General features: G+C 51.4%; 17 protein-coding genes. 8 read left to right on the top strand and 9 right to left on the bottom strand.

The features are described from left to right. Window positions 1-80 precede the first annotated feature (80 nt). A complete protein-coding gene (gene porZ, locus BW972_RS03065) occupies window positions 81-2387 on the top strand; it encodes a type IX secretion system anionic LPS delivery protein PorZ (RefSeq protein ID WP_076420979.1) in 2307 nt (768 codons plus the stop codon). Next, window positions 2388-3098: a DNA repair protein RecO gene (gene recO / locus BW972_RS03060; RefSeq protein ID WP_076420976.1), complete on the top strand. Its 711-nt coding sequence runs from the start codon at window positions 2388-2390 to the stop codon at window positions 3096-3098. Between the two features lie 56 nt (window positions 3099-3154). Here recO and BW972_RS03055 read toward each other — a convergent pair whose 3' ends face one another. From BW972_RS03055 to BW972_RS03045, 3 genes are read right to left on the bottom strand one after another with little or no spacing between them, the layout of a single operon-like run. Then, on the bottom strand, window positions 3155-3697 hold the full coding sequence (locus BW972_RS03055) for an FKBP-type peptidyl-prolyl cis-trans isomerase (protein ID WP_007661291.1): 543 nt from the start codon (window positions 3695-3697) through the stop codon (window positions 3155-3157). A gap of 27 nt (window positions 3698-3724) precedes the next feature. Then, window positions 3725-4687: an FKBP-type peptidyl-prolyl cis-trans isomerase gene (locus tag BW972_RS03050; RefSeq protein WP_076420975.1), complete on the bottom strand. Its 963-nt coding sequence runs from the start codon at window positions 4685-4687 to the stop codon at window positions 3725-3727. 26 nt (window positions 4688-4713) lie between these two features. Next, the gene (locus BW972_RS03045; RefSeq protein WP_076420973.1) at window positions 4714-5733 is read right to left on the bottom strand and encodes a DHH family phosphoesterase; all 1020 of its coding nucleotides are present in this window, start codon (window positions 5731-5733) and stop codon (window positions 4714-4716) included. 246 nt (window positions 5734-5979) lie between these two features. On the opposite strand from BW972_RS03045, the gene BW972_RS03040 reads away from it, so the two are divergent. Further along, a complete protein-coding gene (locus BW972_RS03040) occupies window positions 5980-6399 on the top strand; it encodes a nucleoside-diphosphate kinase (protein WP_076420971.1) in 420 nt (139 codons plus the stop codon). A 98-nt stretch (window positions 6400-6497) separates the two neighbouring features. Next, window positions 6498-7652, top strand: coding sequence for a toxin-antitoxin system YwqK family antitoxin (locus BW972_RS03035; protein WP_040573874.1), 1155 nt, complete (start codon window positions 6498-6500; stop codon window positions 7650-7652). Window positions 7653-7710: 58 nt separating this feature from the next. Here BW972_RS03035 and BW972_RS03030 read toward each other — a convergent pair whose 3' ends face one another. Next, window positions 7711-8025 carry a LysM peptidoglycan-binding domain-containing protein gene (locus BW972_RS03030; RefSeq protein ID WP_007654673.1) on the bottom strand — a complete coding sequence of 105 codons (315 nt, stop codon included), beginning with the start codon at window positions 8023-8025 and terminating at the stop codon, window positions 7711-7713. A gap of 206 nt (window positions 8026-8231) precedes the next feature. On the opposite strand from BW972_RS03030, the gene BW972_RS03025 reads away from it, so the two are divergent. Then, on the top strand, window positions 8232-8663 hold the full coding sequence (locus BW972_RS03025) for a lipocalin family protein (protein WP_007654681.1): 432 nt from the start codon (window positions 8232-8234) through the stop codon (window positions 8661-8663). A gap of 122 nt (window positions 8664-8785) precedes the next feature. Here the strand turns inward: BW972_RS03025 and BW972_RS03020 are convergent, their stop codons facing one another. From BW972_RS03020 to dxs, 3 genes are all read right to left on the bottom strand, one after another. Next, window positions 8786-9961, bottom strand: a complete 1176-nt coding sequence (locus BW972_RS03020) for an MFS transporter (protein WP_076420969.1) — start codon at window positions 9959-9961, stop codon at window positions 8786-8788. Further along, window positions 9954-10733, bottom strand: coding sequence for an alpha/beta fold hydrolase (locus tag BW972_RS03015; RefSeq protein WP_076420967.1), 780 nt, complete (start codon window positions 10731-10733; stop codon window positions 9954-9956). The genes BW972_RS03020 and BW972_RS03015 overlap by 8 nt, the downstream gene beginning before the upstream one ends. A gap of 417 nt (window positions 10734-11150) precedes the next feature. Then, window positions 11151-13073 (bottom strand): 1-deoxy-D-xylulose-5-phosphate synthase, encoded by a 1923-nt coding sequence (gene dxs, locus BW972_RS03010; protein WP_076420966.1) that lies wholly within the window; start codon window positions 13071-13073, stop codon window positions 11151-11153. 387 nt (window positions 13074-13460) lie between these two features. Between dxs and BW972_RS03005 the strand changes: the two genes are divergently transcribed. From BW972_RS03005 to BW972_RS02995, 3 genes are all read left to right on the top strand, one after another. Continuing rightward, entirely contained in the window at window positions 13461-14231 is a 771-nt protein-coding gene (locus BW972_RS03005; RefSeq protein WP_234986276.1) for a segregation and condensation protein A, read from the top strand. Between the two features lie 117 nt (window positions 14232-14348). Further along, on the top strand, window positions 14349-15431 hold the full coding sequence (locus tag BW972_RS03000; RefSeq protein ID WP_007654689.1) for a lysylphosphatidylglycerol synthase transmembrane domain-containing protein: 1083 nt from the start codon (window positions 14349-14351) through the stop codon (window positions 15429-15431). A gap of 68 nt (window positions 15432-15499) precedes the next feature. Then, window positions 15500-16642, top strand: coding sequence for an FAD-dependent monooxygenase (locus BW972_RS02995; protein ID WP_007654691.1), 1143 nt, complete (start codon window positions 15500-15502; stop codon window positions 16640-16642). Between the two features lie 48 nt (window positions 16643-16690). Here the strand turns inward: BW972_RS02995 and BW972_RS02990 are convergent, their stop codons facing one another. Both BW972_RS02990 and BW972_RS02985 read right to left on the bottom strand, forming a co-directional pair. Beyond that, window positions 16691-17233 (bottom strand): GNAT family N-acetyltransferase, encoded by a 543-nt coding sequence (locus BW972_RS02990; RefSeq protein ID WP_076420961.1) that lies wholly within the window; start codon window positions 17231-17233, stop codon window positions 16691-16693. 204 nt (window positions 17234-17437) lie between these two features. Further along, a complete protein-coding gene (locus BW972_RS02985; RefSeq protein ID WP_007654698.1) occupies window positions 17438-18427 on the bottom strand; it encodes an aspartate-semialdehyde dehydrogenase in 990 nt (329 codons plus the stop codon). Window positions 18428-18622 lie beyond the last annotated feature (195 nt).

Here is an 18622-nt window from a genome sequence, read left to right as displayed (position 1 = left end):
CTATACATGTGGCCGAGGCCGCAGTGTGTTGCATATGATTCCTGATAAACTAAGCGAGACCCATACCTAAATTTATACCTGTGCCGAAGCTGCTTTTGCGTCTGCTATACCTGTCTGTAGTGCTGCTTTGGCTGCCAGCAATGGTGCAGGCACAGAGTCCGGTAGGTATAGGGCAGTGGCAGCTTCACGTACCCTATACCCAAGGCAGGGCCGTGGCCGATGCCGGTGACCGCGTATACCTGGCAGCTGATCAGGGCCTTTTTTATTATGACAAGGAGTACCGGAATGTGCAGCCCATTACCCGTATCGACGGACTGAGTGAGCAGCGCATCAACACCATTGGCTACGATCCGGAAACAGCTACACTTGTTATCGCCTACGCCAACGCCAACATCGACCTGCTACAGGAGAACCGCATTGTCAATTTGTCGGCTCTGCTCCGGATAGCCATCGACGGGGACAAAACCATTCATCATATTCACATCCATCAGAAGACAGCCTACCTCTCCACTGCTTTTGGCGTAGTGGTGGTTGACCTGGCCCGGCAGGAGATTAGAGACACTTATACTAATCTGGGGCCTGGTGGTGAGCACATGGCCGTAAAATCGAGTGTCGTACAAGGCGACTGGCTATACCTCATGACGGACCGGCAGGTATGGCGTGCCAATCGTCTGACAAGCAATCTCAAAGATTTCCGCAGTTGGCAGGCAGTATCTACTGGCCTTCCACAAAATGCCAACCTAACTGCCATGGCCTCTTTTCAGGATCAGGTATACCTGGCAGTGGCAGGTCACGGACTTGGGATACTCCGGCAAGGCACTCTGGAGTCAGTGCCTATACCTGAGGTTGGTACCATTATACACTTACAGGCTTCTACCAATAACCTGCTAGGAGTTACAGAACAGGGTGTTTTGCTGGTCGACAACCGTAGTGCAGCTTCCATGTTGCAGCACTCAGGCATGCAGGCGCCGCGCATGGCTGTGCAGGATGCTGACGGCACGACCTGGATAGCAGACAGACGCAGCGGCCTGATCGCCTGGGGACTTGAGAGTGAGCCAAAATCCTTTATCCCGCCCGGGCCTGCATCCAGCAACAGTTTTCGGGTAGCTGCCGGTAATGGCGTAGTGTATGTGCTCAGCGGAGGATACAACGAAAACTACCAGCCGCTTAACCGCACCGACGGCTACTACGGCTACCAGGACGGACAATGGTATAACAACAGCCCTGCTTTGTCGCCGGCAGGTGGCACGCCGCTCCGGGATTTTGTGGATGCTACTTACAATCCGGTGACGGGTCAGGTATACATGGCTACCTACGGGAATGGCTTGCTGGTCTGGAAAGGAGAGGAGCAACCGCTGCTGTACAATGGTACTAATAGTACGCTACTCAGCACTCAGCCAACTACCGACCGTACCGAGCATGTACGCTTGACCGATGTGGCCGTAGATGCTGCCGGGCAGGTATGGGTGGTGAACCGCCACCAGGTAGCCGGTGCACCGGGCTTGCATGTGCTGCGTCCTGACGGGGAGTGGCAGGGGTTCAGCCTGCCAGGTATAGCCGATAACAGCAGCCTGGAGCGACTGGCGATAGATGACAATGGTTACAAGTGGTTGAGCATTAGTAGGGAAAGTAATGTGCGCACTGGCTTGGTGGTATACGACGAGGCAAGACAGCAGGTACGGGAGCTCAGAGCCGGAACAAGCAATGGCAACCTGCCAAGTGGTGCCGTATACGGCATCACTAAAGATAGAAATGGCGATATGTGGGTTGGGACAGCCGCTGGTGTGGGTGTATTTTACAGCACAGCCGCTGTGTTTTCTGGTCAGCCATACGATGCACGCATTCCGATTATTGAGGGGCGTCCGTTACTGGGAGGGCAGCTGGTCCGTGACATAGCCGTGGACGGCGCTAACCGCAAGTGGATGGCAACTGACAACGGACTCTGGCTTTTTAGCCCGGATGGAGATCAGTTGCTGCAGCACTTTACAGCCCAGAACAGTCCATTACCCTCTAACAAAGTATTATCAGTGGCTATTGAACACCGCTCAGGCGAAGTGTTTGTGGTGACAGACCAAGGGGTCGCTTCGTATCGCTCGGGTGCCACAATCACGGAAGGAAAGCCTGAATGCGCTCAGGTATACCCGAACCCGGTGCGGCCTGATTATACCGGTCTGATTGGCGTATCCGGATTGCCGAACAATGCTGATGTGCGCATCACCGACATCAACGGCACACTGGTGTACAAAGCAAAAGCTACTGGCGGAACCCTCACCTGGGATGCCCGCGGGTACAACGGCAAGCGTGTCAAAGCCGGTGTATACCTGGTCTTCGCCGCTGACCGGGAGGCCCGTCAAACCTGTATCACTAAAATAGCCGTACTGGAGTAAATGTTAGTCAAGACAAGAGGCATCGTACTCAACTATATCAAGTTTCGCGAGTCGTCGATCATCGCCAAGGTATATACCGAGCAACTGGGTGTGCAGTCGTATATCGTGAACAGCGTGCGCAAGAAGGGCACAGGCTCCCGCATTGCCCTGTTTCAGCCCTTCACGCTGCTGGATATGGTGGTCTATACCTCCCAAAAAGGCGGCTTGACGCGCATCTCCGAGTATAGGAGCGCTTATCCATACGCGACCATACCTTTCGATATCCGCAAGAGCAGTATCCTGTTGTTTCTGTCCGAAATGGTGTCACGCACTATTAAAGAGGAGGAGGAGAATCCGGCGCTGTTTCACTTTCTTTTCAACGCCATCATCGAGTTTGATGAACTGCAGGATCATTTTGAGAACTTTCACCTGGTCTTTCTGCTGCACCTGAGCCATCACCTGGGTTTTGGGCCGAGCAGCGGGACGGAGATTGTAGAGCAGGTGGCTTTCTCTCCCAATGCACAGTCGTTGACCGATGCCCCTCCCGTGCTGGCGTTGCAGGCTTACGAGCAACTTTTTGATCAGCTGCTGCATACGCCAGCGCAGGCGGCTATACCGAACGGTAAGGTGCGTCGCGAAATGCTTTCCATCCTGATCCGGTATTACCAACTCCATGTAGAGCGGCTGGGCGAGATAAAATCGCTGGCCATCTTATCAGAAGTACTTAGCTAAAAAACAGAAAAGGCGATGCATCTGCATCGCCTTTTCTGTTAGTATTAAAGTAGCTGTTAGCGTACCTGCAGTACATCTATTTCGAAGATCAGCACGGAGTTTGGCGGAATACTGTTGCTACCGTAGTAGCCATACCCCAGGTAAGATGGGATATACAGGTTTGCTTCTTCGCCTTTACGCAACTGCTGAAGTCCTTCGTCCCAGCCTTTGATCACCTGACCAGCACCTACTAGCACCGAAAAGGGTTTACCTGTTCTGAAAGAGCTATCGAATACATCGTTGCTGATGTTTCGGCCAATGTAGTTTACCTCTGCATACTGCCCTGCCTTGATTTTGTCTCCTTCACCTTCTTTCTTAGTTAGGATATAAAGACCGCTGTTCAGGCGCACTACCTTGGTCGTGTCTACATTATTAGTCCTGAAATACTTCCTGATCGTCTCCTCATCTATTTTCTTCTGAGCTTCAATTTGCTCAGGCGTTACATAGTAAGGGTTCCTGTTATCTTCTTTGCATGATGCAAAAGAGACCAGTACAACGAACAAGAAAAGAGCTTTTGCAAACCATGTGCTCAGTTTCTGCTTTTTGTGTGTCAGGTTCATGATATTCAGGTTAAAGGTAATCTGATATTAGTTTTTAATGTCAACAAGCTCCACGTCGAAGCGCAGGATCGAGTTGGCTGGCATTTGTTCGCCACGAGCCTGCTCGCCGTACGCCAATGTAGATGGGATCAACAGGATAGCCTTGCTACCTTCGTTCAATTGCGCAATACCATCATCCCAGCCCTGGATCACCTGACCCTGGCCAAGCGGGAACGTAAACGGCTGACCACCGCTCATCGGGTTGTCGTAAGAAGACTCCAGTTCCTTGCCGTCCAGGAAAGACAGCTTGTAGTGCACCGATACGTTGTCGCCGGCTTTGGCTTTCGGGCCTTTGCCTTGTTCTGTTATTACGTAGTACACACCGGCATCGGTTTTCTGCACATTCTGCAGGCCTTTCTCTTTGATGTACTCCTGAATTTTAGCGTCGTCGATCTTTATCTGCTCTTTGGCGCGCTCCTGCTGGGCCAGCATCTGCTCTTCGAACATCTTCTGCTGATCGGCTATTGCGTCCTGCTCAGACTGCACCTTTTCGGCTTTCAGGTAGAACGTGAAGTGTGTGCCCGGCTTCACGAACGGAGGCATGGGCTGGTTAAACGTGTTGGCGAAAAGCGAATCAACGCTGATCTTGAACACACCACTGTCACCGGCGCGCATCATGGTCAGGGCGTCTTCCAGACTACCTTTAAAGGTTGGCTCCATCACCGGAAGCATCACTGGCTGGCCCTGCTGGCGTGAGTCGAACAGCACAGAGTCATTGGCCGTGCGGTACGACATGTGCATGGTGATCACCTGGCCGAGACGGGCACCGGAGGTGTCGTCAGCAGCAATCTCGCCACGGTTCACGTACTCACCGTCTTTTTGCTCATATACTTTATAAGCCAGGCCGTCGGCCGTGGTATAAAATTCGTCGCTTTTGTTTTTGTCGCCACAAGACTGCAGCAACATGGCACCGGCTAGCACCGGCAATAAGAACTTTGATTTAAATAGCATGGGTTATAGGTTGGATAAAATATGTTTTACTTAACAGAAGCCAGCAACTGCTCTTTGTACTGCGGCAGCAGGCTTTCAAATTTGGCTACGGTGTTCTCGAGTGTGTCAAGAGACATGCCGCCGGCTGCATTTTTGTGACCGCCACCGTTAAAGTTCGCACGGGCAAATTCGTTTACCGAGAAGTCGCCCACCGAGCGGAAAGACATCTTCACAGCTTGTACGCGGTCGATGATTACGGCTGCAAAAACAATGCCCTCAATCGAGAGCGCAAAGTTTACCAGGCCCTCGGTATCACCTGTCTTAGAGTCATAAGCCTTTAGCTCATCGGCTGTAATGGCAATGTAGGCCGTTTTATATTCGGGCAGCACCACCAGTTTGTCTTTGAGTGCATAACCCAGAAAGCGCAGGCGCAGTTCCGAGGAGCTGTCGTAGATCAGGCGGTGTATGTTAGAGGTGTTTACCCCAATGTGCAGCAGGTCGGCAATGATCAGGTGCACGTTTTTGGAAGTGCTCGGGTGGCGGAAAGAGCCTGTGTCGGTCATAATGCCGGCGTAGAGGCACTCGCCTATACCTGTGTCTATCTTGTCGCCGTCGCCCATCGCCTTGATCAGGTCGTATACCAGCTCGGCTGTGGCGGCTGCCTTCGGGTTAGAGAAGTCAAGATCGGCAAAATCCTCGGGCTGCAGGTGGTGGTCTACCAGTACCTTGGTGCCCTTGGCGTTGCGGATGTACTCGCCCATCTCGTTGATGCGCGACAGGTTAGAGAAGTCGAGGCAGAAGATAACCTGTGACTCTTTGATGATACGCTGCACGAGGGCATCGTTTTTCTCAGAGTATACGATCACATCTTCATTGCCTTCCATCCAGTTCAGAAAGCTTGGGTAATCGGAAGGCGTGATCACGGTAACCCGGTGGCCTATTTTTTTGAGGTATCCGGCAAGACCCAGCGACGAGCCAAGGGCATCGGCGTCAGGTTTATGGTGGGTGGTGATCATCACCTCTTTAGGTTCTCTCAGAAGCTCTTTGAGAGCATTAATGTCATGCATAAAGCTTGTTATAAATCCGCTGATTAATAGGGATATAAGGCGCGAATTTCTGAAGAAATAACTTCTAATGCAATAAAATAGCGTTTTAAGACGCCGTAGGCCGCTCTAGGAGGGGGCGGAAGGTATAGCAGGGCGTGCTCCGGTATAAATATTTGCAGAAAGTATGGGCGAAGTGCTGCTATAATTGAGCTAAATGCACTAATTTTGCCCTTCAAAACGAAACATACACACATTAACAGAATAGACATGGCTGGAAACATCACATTTACCATGATTAAGCCGGATGCAGTGGCGGATAACCACATTGGTGGCATTACTAAAATGATCGAGGAAGGCGGCTTCCGCATCGTGGCGATGAAGAAGACAAGACTGACGGAGGAGCGTGCCGGTAAGTTCTATGAAGTGCACAAGGAGCGTCCTTTCTACGGCGATCTGGTAAAATACATGTCATCCGGCCCGATCGTAGCCATGATCCTGGAGAAGGACAACGCTGTGGAGGATTTCCGCAAGCTGATCGGCGCTACCAACCCTGCTCAGGCTGAGGAAGGCACCATCCGTAAGGTATACGCCAAGTCTATCGAGGCAAACGCCGTGCACGGCTCTGACTCAGACGAGAACGCGCAGATCGAAGGCGACTTCTTCTTCGCTGCCGACGAGCGTTTCTAGGCCACTAAAGACTACTTATTGATTTCTCAAAAGCCCGCAGGACTTGTATGGTCCGGCGGGCTTTTTTGATTATGTTTGCCGCCTGAATTTATTCTTTTATGAAACACGCTATACTTTCTGTTTTCTTTACGCTATGGTTGGGTACGGCCTTCGCGCAGCAAGAAAAGATGATATTCTATAACACGAACTGGCTGATTACCAAGCAGGAACATGCGGCATTTGCCCGCTCAGTTATAATGCCGGATACAGTAGCCAAATTCAGCACGTTGCGAGGGTTTAGTTTCGATGGCGATGTGATTGACTACTACTCGAACGGCAAGGTGCTGGCAAATGGCTTTTATGATAAGGGGGTGAAGAGAGGACACTGGCAGTTCTTTCATTTTGATGGGAAACCAGAGAGCAGTGGCGCCTACGAAAACGACCATCGTGTGGGAGAGTGGAAGTTCTGGTGGCCCAACGGCCAGTTAATGAACGTGCTGCTCTATGACAGCCTGGGCATAAAAGTAATGCACAGCTGGAGCGAAGACGGGAAACAGCAGGTGGTAAACGGCAACGGCAGGGTTAGCATCAAGCTGGAAGAGGACGAAAATAGCAAGGCCATGTTAGAGGGGAGTTACCGCAACGGTCTGAAAGATGGGCTTTGGCGCAGAACCAATAAGAAAGGGCAGTCAGAGATAGAGCAGTTATTCTCTAATGGTGAGCTGGTAAAAGACCAGAAATTCAAGCCAAGTTTAGCTTATCTTAATCCGGGCATTGATAGATTTGAAGTAGGGAATGAGCCTTACTATTTGGAAAAAGTAGAGAGGTGGATGGTTGACCCGCAAATATATGCAGGGAATTATCCTGTAGTAGCTAGTGTGATGGGATGGGAAGTGGAAGCTGTGAAAGTTAAATCGAAGCCGGACTACTATAAGGTATATGCTCAACTGGAGGGCAAACCCTTTATATATGAAGAGCATCCAACAACAGCACCTGAGTTTCCAGGTGGAGATAAGGCTTACCAGAGTTACATGAACAAATACATCATTAACCCTTTGAAACTATCAGGGGTTAAATTTGAGAAGGTAGTTTATGTAGACTTTGATATCACGGATGAAGGAAAGGTAGGAAATGTGATTCTCCCAAAAGGTATACAGGAAGAAATAGTAAAAGACATTATCACAAAAGGATTTACTGCAATGCCTATATGGAAACCTGCGACCCGTAACCTTGAACCCATTTACACGCGGTATAGATATCCGCTTAATCTATAAAACAAAAACAGCCGGCTTCTGCAGAAACCGGCTGTTTTTGTTTTATAGCAAGTGCTGCTTAAGTTCTCGGAATTTTAAAACGCTGCCCCGGACGGATCAGGTCTGGGTTTCCACCGATAGTGTCCTTGTTCGCTTCGTAAATTCTGTTCCAGGCGTTGGCATCGCCGTAGAGCTTCTTGGCGATCTTGGAGAGTGAGTCGCCGCTCTGCACGGTATACACATCCTGGTTGGCACTTGGGTCTGTTACCTGCTGCTCGTCTTTGTTTGTGAAAAACTTATGGTCCTCGGACTGACCGGGCACTTTGTTAACCTGATCGGAGCTCTTCTTGGCAGGTTCTTGTTCTCCTTTTTTGAAAAAATCACGCAATCCCATATTTCAGTTATTTTAATGTCAGTACTCGTTTTAAGCAGAACCGTGAATACACAGCTGCTTAAATAGATACGCCAATAGGGGGGCATGGTTGTGGTGCCTGCGTGATTGGTTTCATTAAGGCGGCTTGCATTAACTTTCATATATTTTAGCCGTAATCAATGCACGTCTCCTGCATGAGCAGGCGCAGGTATGTACAACCATAAACTATGAATAAGATGAATGCGACATTGAACAGAGTAAAAACCTCCTGGACCTTTGTGATGGCCTTCATGCTGATGGCCTTCATGGCTAGCTGCGGAGGCAATAGCGATGATGCGGGTAACGCCAACATGATCTCAGGTGGCAGCAGCAAGACCTGGAAAGCTGACAAAGAACTCACCGCCTCCGGCGACAAAGACAAACTGACCAGAGAAGAGAAGCAGGAAACAATGCAGTTTTACTCGGATGGGCGCTTTGCCATGGGTGGCGGTGGCTCACTTGAAACCGGCACCTGGACCTACGACCAGGCAGGCAGACGATTGTCGTTGACTTTTGAAGGATCTGACGTGTCGCAGAACTTCACAGTAGAGAAACTGACAGACAAAGAAATGCACCTGGTAGGTGGTGATGGCTCTAAAATGGAGCTGAAAGCCGACTAAGAAATAAGAGTATATTTTTGAGCAGGAAAGCCGGTCCGATTTGGGCCGGCTTTTTTGTTAGGTAGGCAAATACAATGCATAAGCTGCCAAATCAGGTATAGCCAGACAAGTTACGCTGTGCTTCATACCAGGCGTCGCAGCGCCAGTAAGCCCAGTGCCGGCCCGACAGCCAACAGCGCCAGGGTATAGTGCAACTGCAACTGCGTGAACAAAAAGCCTGTGAGCTGAATGCTGATCACCGTTATGGCGAAACCAATGGCAACTACAATGGTAAGTGCTGTGCCAACCAGCTGTGGAGGGGCGGTTTGTGCAGTAAGGGCCGAGAACTGCGGCGAATCCCCCGCCACAACGATGCCCCAGAAGAGCAGGAAAGGTATGAGCAGTTGCGGTGTATCCAGTTGCAGCACCGCCAGCGAAAGCAGGCAGCACAGGCCGGAGAGCAGCAGTTGCACGAAAGCCACCCGAGCGCTTCCCCATACCTGCGAGAGATAGCCACCCCCAATACAGCCTACTGCTCCGGCCGCAATCACGGCAAAGCTGTAAGCCGATACCTCACCGGGACTGAGTTGTGGAATTGCCAGTGCCAGGATCAGCGGCGTGAATGCCCACAAGGTATAGAGCTCCCACATGTGACCAAAGTAGCCAAAAGCCGCTGACCGGAAAGCCCGGTCACGGAAAGCCTGCAGCATGTTGCTGAGCTTGAAGGTCGCGCCTTTCTTCAGATATGGTCCGTCAGGCACAAACAGGTATAGGAGGAAGCCTCCTGTAGCTGCCATGGCGCTTACCGCTAGCATCACTTGCTGCCAGGGTAGTTCAGCACCCAGTGCCCGGATCAGGTGCGGGAATGCTGTCCCCAGTACTAAAGCCCCCACTAAGTAGCCAATCGCCTTGCCCAGACCCGTGTTGTACCAGCTGGCTGCTATTTTCATCCCCACCGGATAGATACCTGCCAATAAAAATCCGGTGAGCGCCCGAAGCAACAGCACGGCATAAAGGTCTTTCGCAGCAAATACCACCAAGGCATTGGCTGCAGCTCCCAGCAAAGCACACAGCATGAAGAGCAGGCGAGGCGACACCCGATCGGCCAGCGATAGAAAAGCGAAGACCAGCGTGCCCGCTATAAAACCCAGCTGCACCGCCGAAGTCAGCAGCGCTAAGGCACCGTCCTGCAACTGCAACGAAGCCTTGAGCTCCGGCAGCACCGCATTGCCGGCAAACCAAAGTGAGGTACCCGCAAACTGCGAAAGCACAATAGTAGGAAGGACGCGGGCTGGAGGCGCTTTTAAAACCTCACCCATAAATCGTTTCAGCGAATTTCTCGAGGGCTTTGCGGGTCTCGTAGGTGCGCTCGAACATGCCCATGTGGCCAGTTTTGCCGAGGAAGTAGACCATGCTGTTGTCGGGCAGGTGGCATTGCTCCAAGGCTTTGTCCAGCGGTACAGCGCCGTCTTCTTTACCGAAAATGAACAGCACCGGAAACTTAGCAGCGGCAAGCACATCGGTTCTGTCCTGGCGGTCACGCATGGCGGCCAGGCCTTTGGTTACACTCTCTTGGGGCGTCGAAGTGCCAATTTCTTTCATCAGCGCAATTTCCTTCCTGAGCCGATCGCGGTTTTCGCTGTAGAAGAGCGGTTCTATAAAAGACTGCATGAATTTTTCTACGCCGTGCTTCTCCACAAACTCGATGGTTTTGTTTCGGTTTTCCTTTTTCTCGTTGGTGTCGGGTAGGGCGGAGGAGTGGAAGAGGCAGAGGCCGCTGAGCATGTGGCTATACCTTTCAGCAAAAGCCATCCCTACATACCCACCCATGGAATGGCCCACCAAAATGCACTTCTTCACATTAAGCTGCTCGAGCTGCTGCTTCACATAGTCGGCCATACTTTCCATGCTGTAGTCTGCTATACCTTGCGTGTTGTCGCCAAAGCCGGGCAGGTCCAGTGCCACTGTTCTGAACTTTTGTTGCAATGGATTTGCAAAATCAGCCCAAACAGCCGTGCTCTCGCAGAAGCCATGCAGGAAAACGATGGGATCGCCGGAGCCTTGGTCGGTATAGGTAGCATGCTTTGTCATAGTATGTGGGGTTTATCTGTAGGGACGGGTCGCGACCTGTCCGAATCATGCACGAGTAGTTTTCAGGTGGTATAAAAGTATAGATTGGCAGGTATATCGCAAAGGATAATTTCTTGTTTCATCGCCATTGGTTTTACGGCGGGCTGGTTACAACCCAATGCCGTCAATTTAAGCCGTGTTTGTCATTTCGACTGGGAGTAGAGGCCCTCTATCAGTGAGAAATCTGAAGCATTGCAGTAATGCTTAAATAATCCAGATCTCTCCATTCTGTCGAGATGACAGTTTGGATATAATGTTTTTTTAAGTTAGCGGCAATGGGCCGCGACCTGCCCCTGCAATGGAATTAAAACAAAAACCCCGCAGCTCTCGAAGAACTGCGGGGTTTGTCTTATAACCTTATATCAAATGTAATTCGTCTTATACCGACACTTTCGCTGTTACACCGATCAACTCTCTCACGGTGTTCTCGATAGCTGTCGGGTCGAAGCCAGCGTCGCGGTGCAGTTCCAGCTGAGAGCCGTGCTCGAAGATCTGGTCAGGTATACCGAGGCGCTTCACTTGAGAAGTATAGCCGTTGTCAACCATGAACTCCAATACGGCGCTTCCGAAGCCACCCTGCAGACAGCCGTCTTCCACCGTAATCACTTTACTATACTTGCTGAAGATGTGATGCAGCAGCTCCTCGTCCAATGGCTTGCAGTAGCGCATATCGTAGTGGCCCGGGTTGATGCCTTCGTAGCTCAGTTTCTGGCAAACGTCCACGGCATAGTTACCAATGTGGCCGAATGTCAGGATTGCTACTTCTTCGCCTTCCTGCACCGTGCGGCCTTTGCCGATCTGCTGCAGTTCCAGCGGAGTGCGCCACTCTGGCATCACGCCTTCGCCACGTGGGTAGCGAATGGTAAACGGACCAGCTCCTTCTTGTGAAGCTGTATACATCATGTTGCGCAGCTCCTGCTCGTTCATGGGGGCGGCTACCACCATGTTTGGGATGCAGCGCATGTAGGCAATGTCATAAGCACCGTGGTGCGTTGGACCATCGGCACCAGCAAAGCCGGCACGGTCGAGGCAGAACACCACGTGCAGGTTCTGGAGGCACACATCGTGCACCACCTGGTCGTAACCGCGCTGCATAAACGTGCTGTAGATGTTGCAGAACGGTATCATGCCCTGCGTGGCCAGGCCAGCAGAAAAAGTCACCGCATGCTGCTCGGCTATCCCTACGTCAAAGGCACGGTCCGGCATTGCCTTCATCATGATGTTGAGCGAGCAGCCAGATGGCATCGCAGGCGTCACGCCCATGATCTTGTCATTCTGCTCAGCCAGTTCTACCATCGTATGGCCAAAAACGTCCTGGTACTTAGGAGGCTGCGGCGTGTCGTGGTGTTTCTTGTAAATCTCACCTGTTATCTTATCGAACAGACCCGGTGCATGCCATTTGGTCTGGTCTTTTTCGGCGAGGGCAAAGCCTTTGCCTTTGGTAGTGAGTACGTGCAGAATCTTCGGACCAGGTATACGCTTGAGGTCTTCCATCACCGACACGAGGTGGTTGATGTCGTGCCCGTCGATCGGGCCGAAGTAGCGGAAGTTCAGGCCTTCGAACAGGTTGCTCTGCTTTGAAAGTGTAGCCTTGATGCCGCTCTCTACCTTAGAGGCAATGTGCTGTGCATTTGGACCGAACTTGCTGATCTTGCCTAGTACATTCCAGAGCTCATCGCGCAACTTGTTATAAGTGCGGGAGGTGGTAATGTCGGTTAAGTATTCTTTCAGAGCACCCACATTCGGGTCGATGCTCATGCAGTTGTCGTTGAGAACTACCAGCAGGTTGGCATTGGTAGCGCCGCCGTGGTTCAAGGCTTCAAAAGCCATACCGCCCGTCATGGCACCATCACCGATCACAGCGATGTGGTGTCGGTCTTCTTCCTGCTTGTATTGTGAGGCAACGGCCATACCCAGCGCCGCCGAAATGGAGGTGCTCGAGTGACCTACGCCAAAGGTGTCGTATTCGCTTTCTTTACGCTTCGGGAAACCAGAGAGTCCGCCATACTTGCGGTTGGTATGGAAGTTGTCGCGACGGCCGGTCAGGATTTTGTGCCCGTATGCCTGATGCCCCACATCCCATACCAGTTGATCGTAAGGGGTCTGGAACACATAATGCAGTGCTGTGGTCAGCTCTACTACCCCAAGGCTGGCCCCAAAATGACCGCCGTGGATTGATACCACATCGATGATGTATTGTCTTAACTCCTGGCTTACCTGTAGCAGTTGCTCTGGCTTGAGTTTGCGCAGATCGGCAGGCGAGTCGATAGAGGCAAGCAGCTCTCCGGGTTTGATGATCATAGAAATGTCTTTAATATAGACTTCCAACAAATTTTTCCGGCAAAAGTTTGCAACGCGCAAAATACAATCAGCCAGACAAAACGTAAAGTTAGCAAAATTCAGAATACAAGCTGCTATTTCTCCTCCCTATCCTGTCAGGGCAGCCAACAGTGGTATATGCGATAAGTGTGGTAAGTGGTTGATAGCCAATAAGGATTTCGTGCGATGGAACTTAACAGCAATTGCGCCACTTGATAACGTTACACTTATACAGGTGTAAGCTTATTTTGTTTGGAAATCATGCAGGTACGGCCTCTATAACGTAGCCCTCGCGCTGCTATTTCATCCGAATAAATTAGTATTTTTGTCCATCTGCAGCGATCAGCGCATTAACCAAAGGCCAGAGAAGTGAGTTTCGAAATTAAATTACCGTTGTTTGAGGGGCCGTTCGACTTGTTGCTCTTCTTCATTGAGCGTGACGAGTTGGATATACACGATATTCCCATCTTCCAGATCACCAATGAGTTCATGGGCTACCTCCGGCAGCTGGAGAGCCTAAATATCGAGGTGGCCAGTGACTTTATCCTGACGGCTGCCACCCTGATGCGCATCAAGGCCAAAATGCTGCTGCCCCGCACAGAGAAGGATGAGGAAGGCAATGAGATAGACCCACGCCAGGAACTTGTGCAGCACCTGTTGGAATATAAGAAGTACAAAGCGGTGCTCGGCGACCTTGGCCAGATGGAAGACTTCCGGCTGGCACAGGAAAACCGCGGTAATGTGCACGAAGAATTGCAGCAGATCGCCAATGCCAACCACTTTGAGTACGAACTGCAGGACCTGAGCCTCTACAAACTAATGCGGGTGTTCGACAAAGTGATGCACCGATTCGAAGAGGAGCAGAACCGTCCGAAGCACACCGTGCTTACCTATCCTTATACCATAGAGGAGCAGCGGGACTATATCACCCGTATCATTGAAGAGAAGAACCAGATAGCATTTTCTGAGATCATTTCGGCCTTCCCGGACAAGATCGGCATGATCTTCAACTTCCTGGCGATCCTGGATATGCTGCAACTCAACCTGATCGGTATAGAGGTAGGGGATGGCTTCAATGACTTTGTCATTACCAAAGCTGAGGGACAGGCAGCTCAGGTGACGCAGCTTATCCTTGAGTAGCATTTCCCGGAAATCCTGAAAAAGCCGAACTGTTTCCCCCGAGTTGCCGAATAGTTAAGTAGTTTTGCACGTCAGCCGCTAAGAGCAAGCGCAAAAAGCTGGGTTACGATAGCCTGAATGGACCAGAATAAAAAGACCATACTGAAGAACTTTAGTCCGATTAAGATCCTGATCCCGGTACTGCTGGGTTTGGGCGCTACGGCCTGGCTGTTCATCAAAGACGATAAGCTCAGTGATCTGAAAGGTATAGCCGAAGCCAATTGGTGGTGGCTGGCCGCTGCGCTGCTCGTGCTTGTGATCCGTGACCTGGGCTACATGTACCGCATCCGCAGCCTCACCGACAAGTTCCTGACCTGGCGCAACAGCCTCGATGTAATTATGCTCTGGGAGTTTGCCTCGGCCATTACGCCCTCAGTAGTGGGTGGTACTACCATTGCCACCATTGTGCTCAACAAAGAAGGTATACCGCTGGGCAAGTCGCTGGCTTACGTCATGCTCACGGCCGTGCTCGACAACATGTTCTTCATCATAGCGGCTCCTATTGCACTGCTGGCCACGCAGGGTGAGGTATTCCCTGACTTTGGCCTCTCGGCTACCGATGTCAACGCACTCAAAACCGCATTTTACATCAGCTATACCCTCATCGCTGTCTATACCTTCATTATGATCTATGCCTTGTTTGTACGTCCGCGTGCTTTCAAGTGGATTCTGCTGAAGCTGACCGGCTGGAAGCTGCTGCGCAAGTGGCGCATCAACGCCTTCCACCATGGCAACGAGATCGTATGGGCCTCGCAACAGCTGCGCGGCAAAGACTTTAACTATTGGGCCCGGGCCATCATCTCTACTATTTTTGTGTGGAGTGCCCGCTACTTCCTGCTCAACTGCCTGATCGCAGCCTTTACCGATGTGACCTTTGCCGAGCACATGCTCATCATCTCCCGCAATCTGATCTTCTGGATCGTGATGCTGGTTGCCATTACGCCGGGTGGGGCAGGTATAGTTGAGATGGCTTTCCCGAGCTTCTTCGGCTTGTTCCTGGGCCGCTTCAGCAACATCGTGGTGGTGCTTTACCGCCTCATCACTTACTACCCATACCTGGTGCTGGGCTCTATCTTCCTGCCAAAGTGGGTGGCCAAGGTGTTTGGCCGCGCTTCTGTGGAAGAGGAAGAGGTAAGCTACCACGATGCCTCTGCCAAGTAAAACTTGCCGGATCAAACAAGTCACTTTTCTTGTTCTGTCAGTATAAGGTATAGAAACACATCTCATTTATGAAAGCCATAGTAGTAGGAGGCGGAATCGGAGGACTGTGTGCGGCACTTGCGCTGCAGCAGGCAGGTATAGACACCACCGTGTACGAGGCAGCTCCTAAGTTCAGAGGACTGGGTGCTGGCGTAGGACTTGCCGCCAATGCGATGCAGGGCCTGCAAAGGCTCGGTGTGATGGACGATGTGGTCGCAAGAGGCAAGCAGCTCGATGCACTGGTGATCTTCGACGAGCACGGCCAGGAGATCAGCAACATGGACACCCGCCGGCTGAGCAACAAGTACGGCATCAACAACTTTGTGATACACCGCGCCGACCTGCACGAAGTGCTGTTGAGCCACCTCGCACCAGATTCTTTGGTACTGGGCAAGCGCTGTGAAACTGTGGAGCAAAACGGTGACCAGGTGCAGGTCATGTTCGCCGATGGCACCCATGCCACGGCCGATCTGCTGATCGCTGCTGACGGAATCAGCTCGGTTGTACGGCAGCAACTTATACCTGACAGCATCCCGCGCTACGCCGGCTATACCTGCTGGCGTGCCGTGATCGACAATCCGGGGGTGGAGATCAACAAAATGATATCAGCAGAGACCTGGGCACCGGAAGGCAGGGTAGGTATAGCGCCTTTGCAGGGCGACAAGATTTACTGGTATGCCTGCATCAATGCTCCGCAGCGTGATGAAAAGATGCGCCGCATGACTCCCGAAAAACTTGCCCGCCACTTCGAAATGGTGCATTCGCCTGTAGAGGCTGTGCTGGCTTCCACTTCACAAGACCAACTCATTTGGAACGACATCGCTGACCTGAAGCCTCTGAAACATTTTGTATACGGCCGTATAGTCTTGCTCGGTGATGCAGCCCACGCCACTACGCCCAACATGGGGCAGGGCGCCTGTCAGGCTATAGAGGATGCTGTGGTACTGGCCCAATGTCTGAAGCAGGAACCTGTGCTGGCCAGTGCCCTTAAGCGCTACGAGAAACGCCGGAAGGCCCGCACAGCTAAAGTGATCGGTCTTTCCCGCACACTGGGAGAAGTGGCGCACTGGAGAAACCCCTTGTTAGGTAAGCTCCGCAACACGCTTTTCCGTGCCATGCCCCGGTTCATTACCCAGCGGCAAATGGAGGATTTGTATCGGGTGGATTTCTGATCAGGACCTGGGAGTTCGTTTTCCTTGTGTGTTGAAAAGAATAAGCTGCTACTGCGGCGTGGCAACAGGTACACCTGCCCTTTTATTCTCCAGCTTCCAGTAAATGACTTCATCATCTCTGACCAGTTCCTGCATGCCCAGTTTTTCGAGTATTCGGATAGAGGCCGTGTTTTCTAAGAGGCAACTGGCCGTCACTGCTTTCACCCCATTTTGCTGAGACGCCCAGTCTACCAATCCTTTGGCCGTTTCCAATCCATACCCTTTCTGCTGTTCCTGCTCTATGATTGAATAGCCGATGTCCACAGCCCCGTCCTGATTCGGGAGCCCCTTAAAACCAGCGTCACCGATTACAGTGGCATTGTGTTTCAGCACGATCATCCACGACTCAAAGCCAGTCGGTTCGGGTAACTGCTCGAGTCTTTTGATAATCCTGGGCAATGTATCCATGCTCTCCTGGTCGGGCCAAAGAGGAGTTATCTGCAAGCCAAGGTATGTAAGCACACCATTGTCACCGCCATAAAGTGCGCGGGCTGCCGCAAGCGTGAAAGGTACAAGCACGAGCCTTTCGGTATGGATATATTGGAGTTTCATGATCTTTGGCGCAGAGAGCTTAAATATGCAGGCATAAGTTACATGTTCTAGCAAGAGAATTGAGTGTTAGAAGCACATAAATGCAGCATAATAGAAAAGTCAGCAAGTTCTTTTTGGATTACACTTTTTACCGGTTTGTTAGAATAAAAAAGGAAGCCCCTTCAAGAGCTTCCTTTTTCGTTTTTTAATTAATCCTCTTGAAACTTACACCAATCCCTGCTTCACCAAATACTCGGCAATCTGCACCGCATTGGTCGCGGCGCCTTTGCGCAGGTTATCGGCTACGATCCACATGTTCAAGGTGCGTGGCTGCGTTTCGTCCAGACGTACACGTCCAACCAGAACGTCATCCTTACCGTGTGCGTCTTTTGGCATTGGGTATTGCAGGTTCTTTACGTCGTCTACTACCTTCACGCCTTCTGTCTCGTTCAGAATGCGGTATACCTCGTCTAAGGTGAAATCCTTCTCGAACTCCACGTTCACCGACTCGGAGTGACCACCCATCACAGGTATACGCACTGCTGTAGCCGTTACCCGGATAGAGTCGTCGCCCATGATCTTCTTGGTTTCGAGGATCATTTTCATCTCTTCTTTGGTATAGCCGTTGTCCTGGAACACGTCGATGTGCGGCAGCACGTTCAGGTCGATGGTATAAGGGTAAGCTTTCTCGCCCTCTTTGCCCTCGCGCTCGTTCATGAGTTGCTCCACCGCCTTTACGCCTGTACCTGTCACGGACTGATAAGTGCTCACGACAATGCGCTTCGCCTGCAACTCTTCGTGCAGCTTGTTCAGGGCTACCACCATCTGGATGGTAGAGCAGTTCGGGTTGGCAATGATCTTGTCTTCTTTCGTCAATTCTTTGGCATTGATCTCGGGTACCACCAGTTTCTTGCTGGGGTCCATGCGCCAGGCCGATGAATTGTCGACTACCACGATCCCTGCCTCTGCAAACTTAGGGGCCCACTCGGTAGAGGTGCTGCCGCCTGCCGAGAAAATAGCAATTTGCGGGGCGGCCGCGATCGCGTCCTGCATCCCGATTACCTTTATCTGTTTACCCTTAAACTCCATCTGTTTACCAACAGATCTTTCAGAAGCAACCAACAATAATTCCGTTACCGGGAAGTCGCGCTCCGCCAGTACTTTCAAAATCTCGCCGCCCACTAGTCCAGTGGCGCCTACTACTGCTACTTTCATTGTTTAGGGTATATGGTTAATGTGTTATGTTCCACTAACTAACTTATCTGAGTCGCGTAAAAGTTCTAAATCTTTCAAAAGTGGCCGGTTTCCTGACCTCACTGCGTCTCCGAAGACCTGTGAGTGTCTAAATGTTTGCCTTTGCTTTTCCTTTTGCGGCTGCGAAGTTCGTAAGTTTTCACCACAATATCTGCG

The organism is Pontibacter lucknowensis (assembly GCF_900156415.1).
In the GTDB taxonomy this organism is placed as follows: domain Bacteria; phylum Bacteroidota; class Bacteroidia; order Cytophagales; family Hymenobacteraceae; genus Pontibacter; species Pontibacter lucknowensis.
Note: the sequence above shows the minus strand (reverse complement) of the source record. Positions and strands in the feature narration are given on the sequence as shown.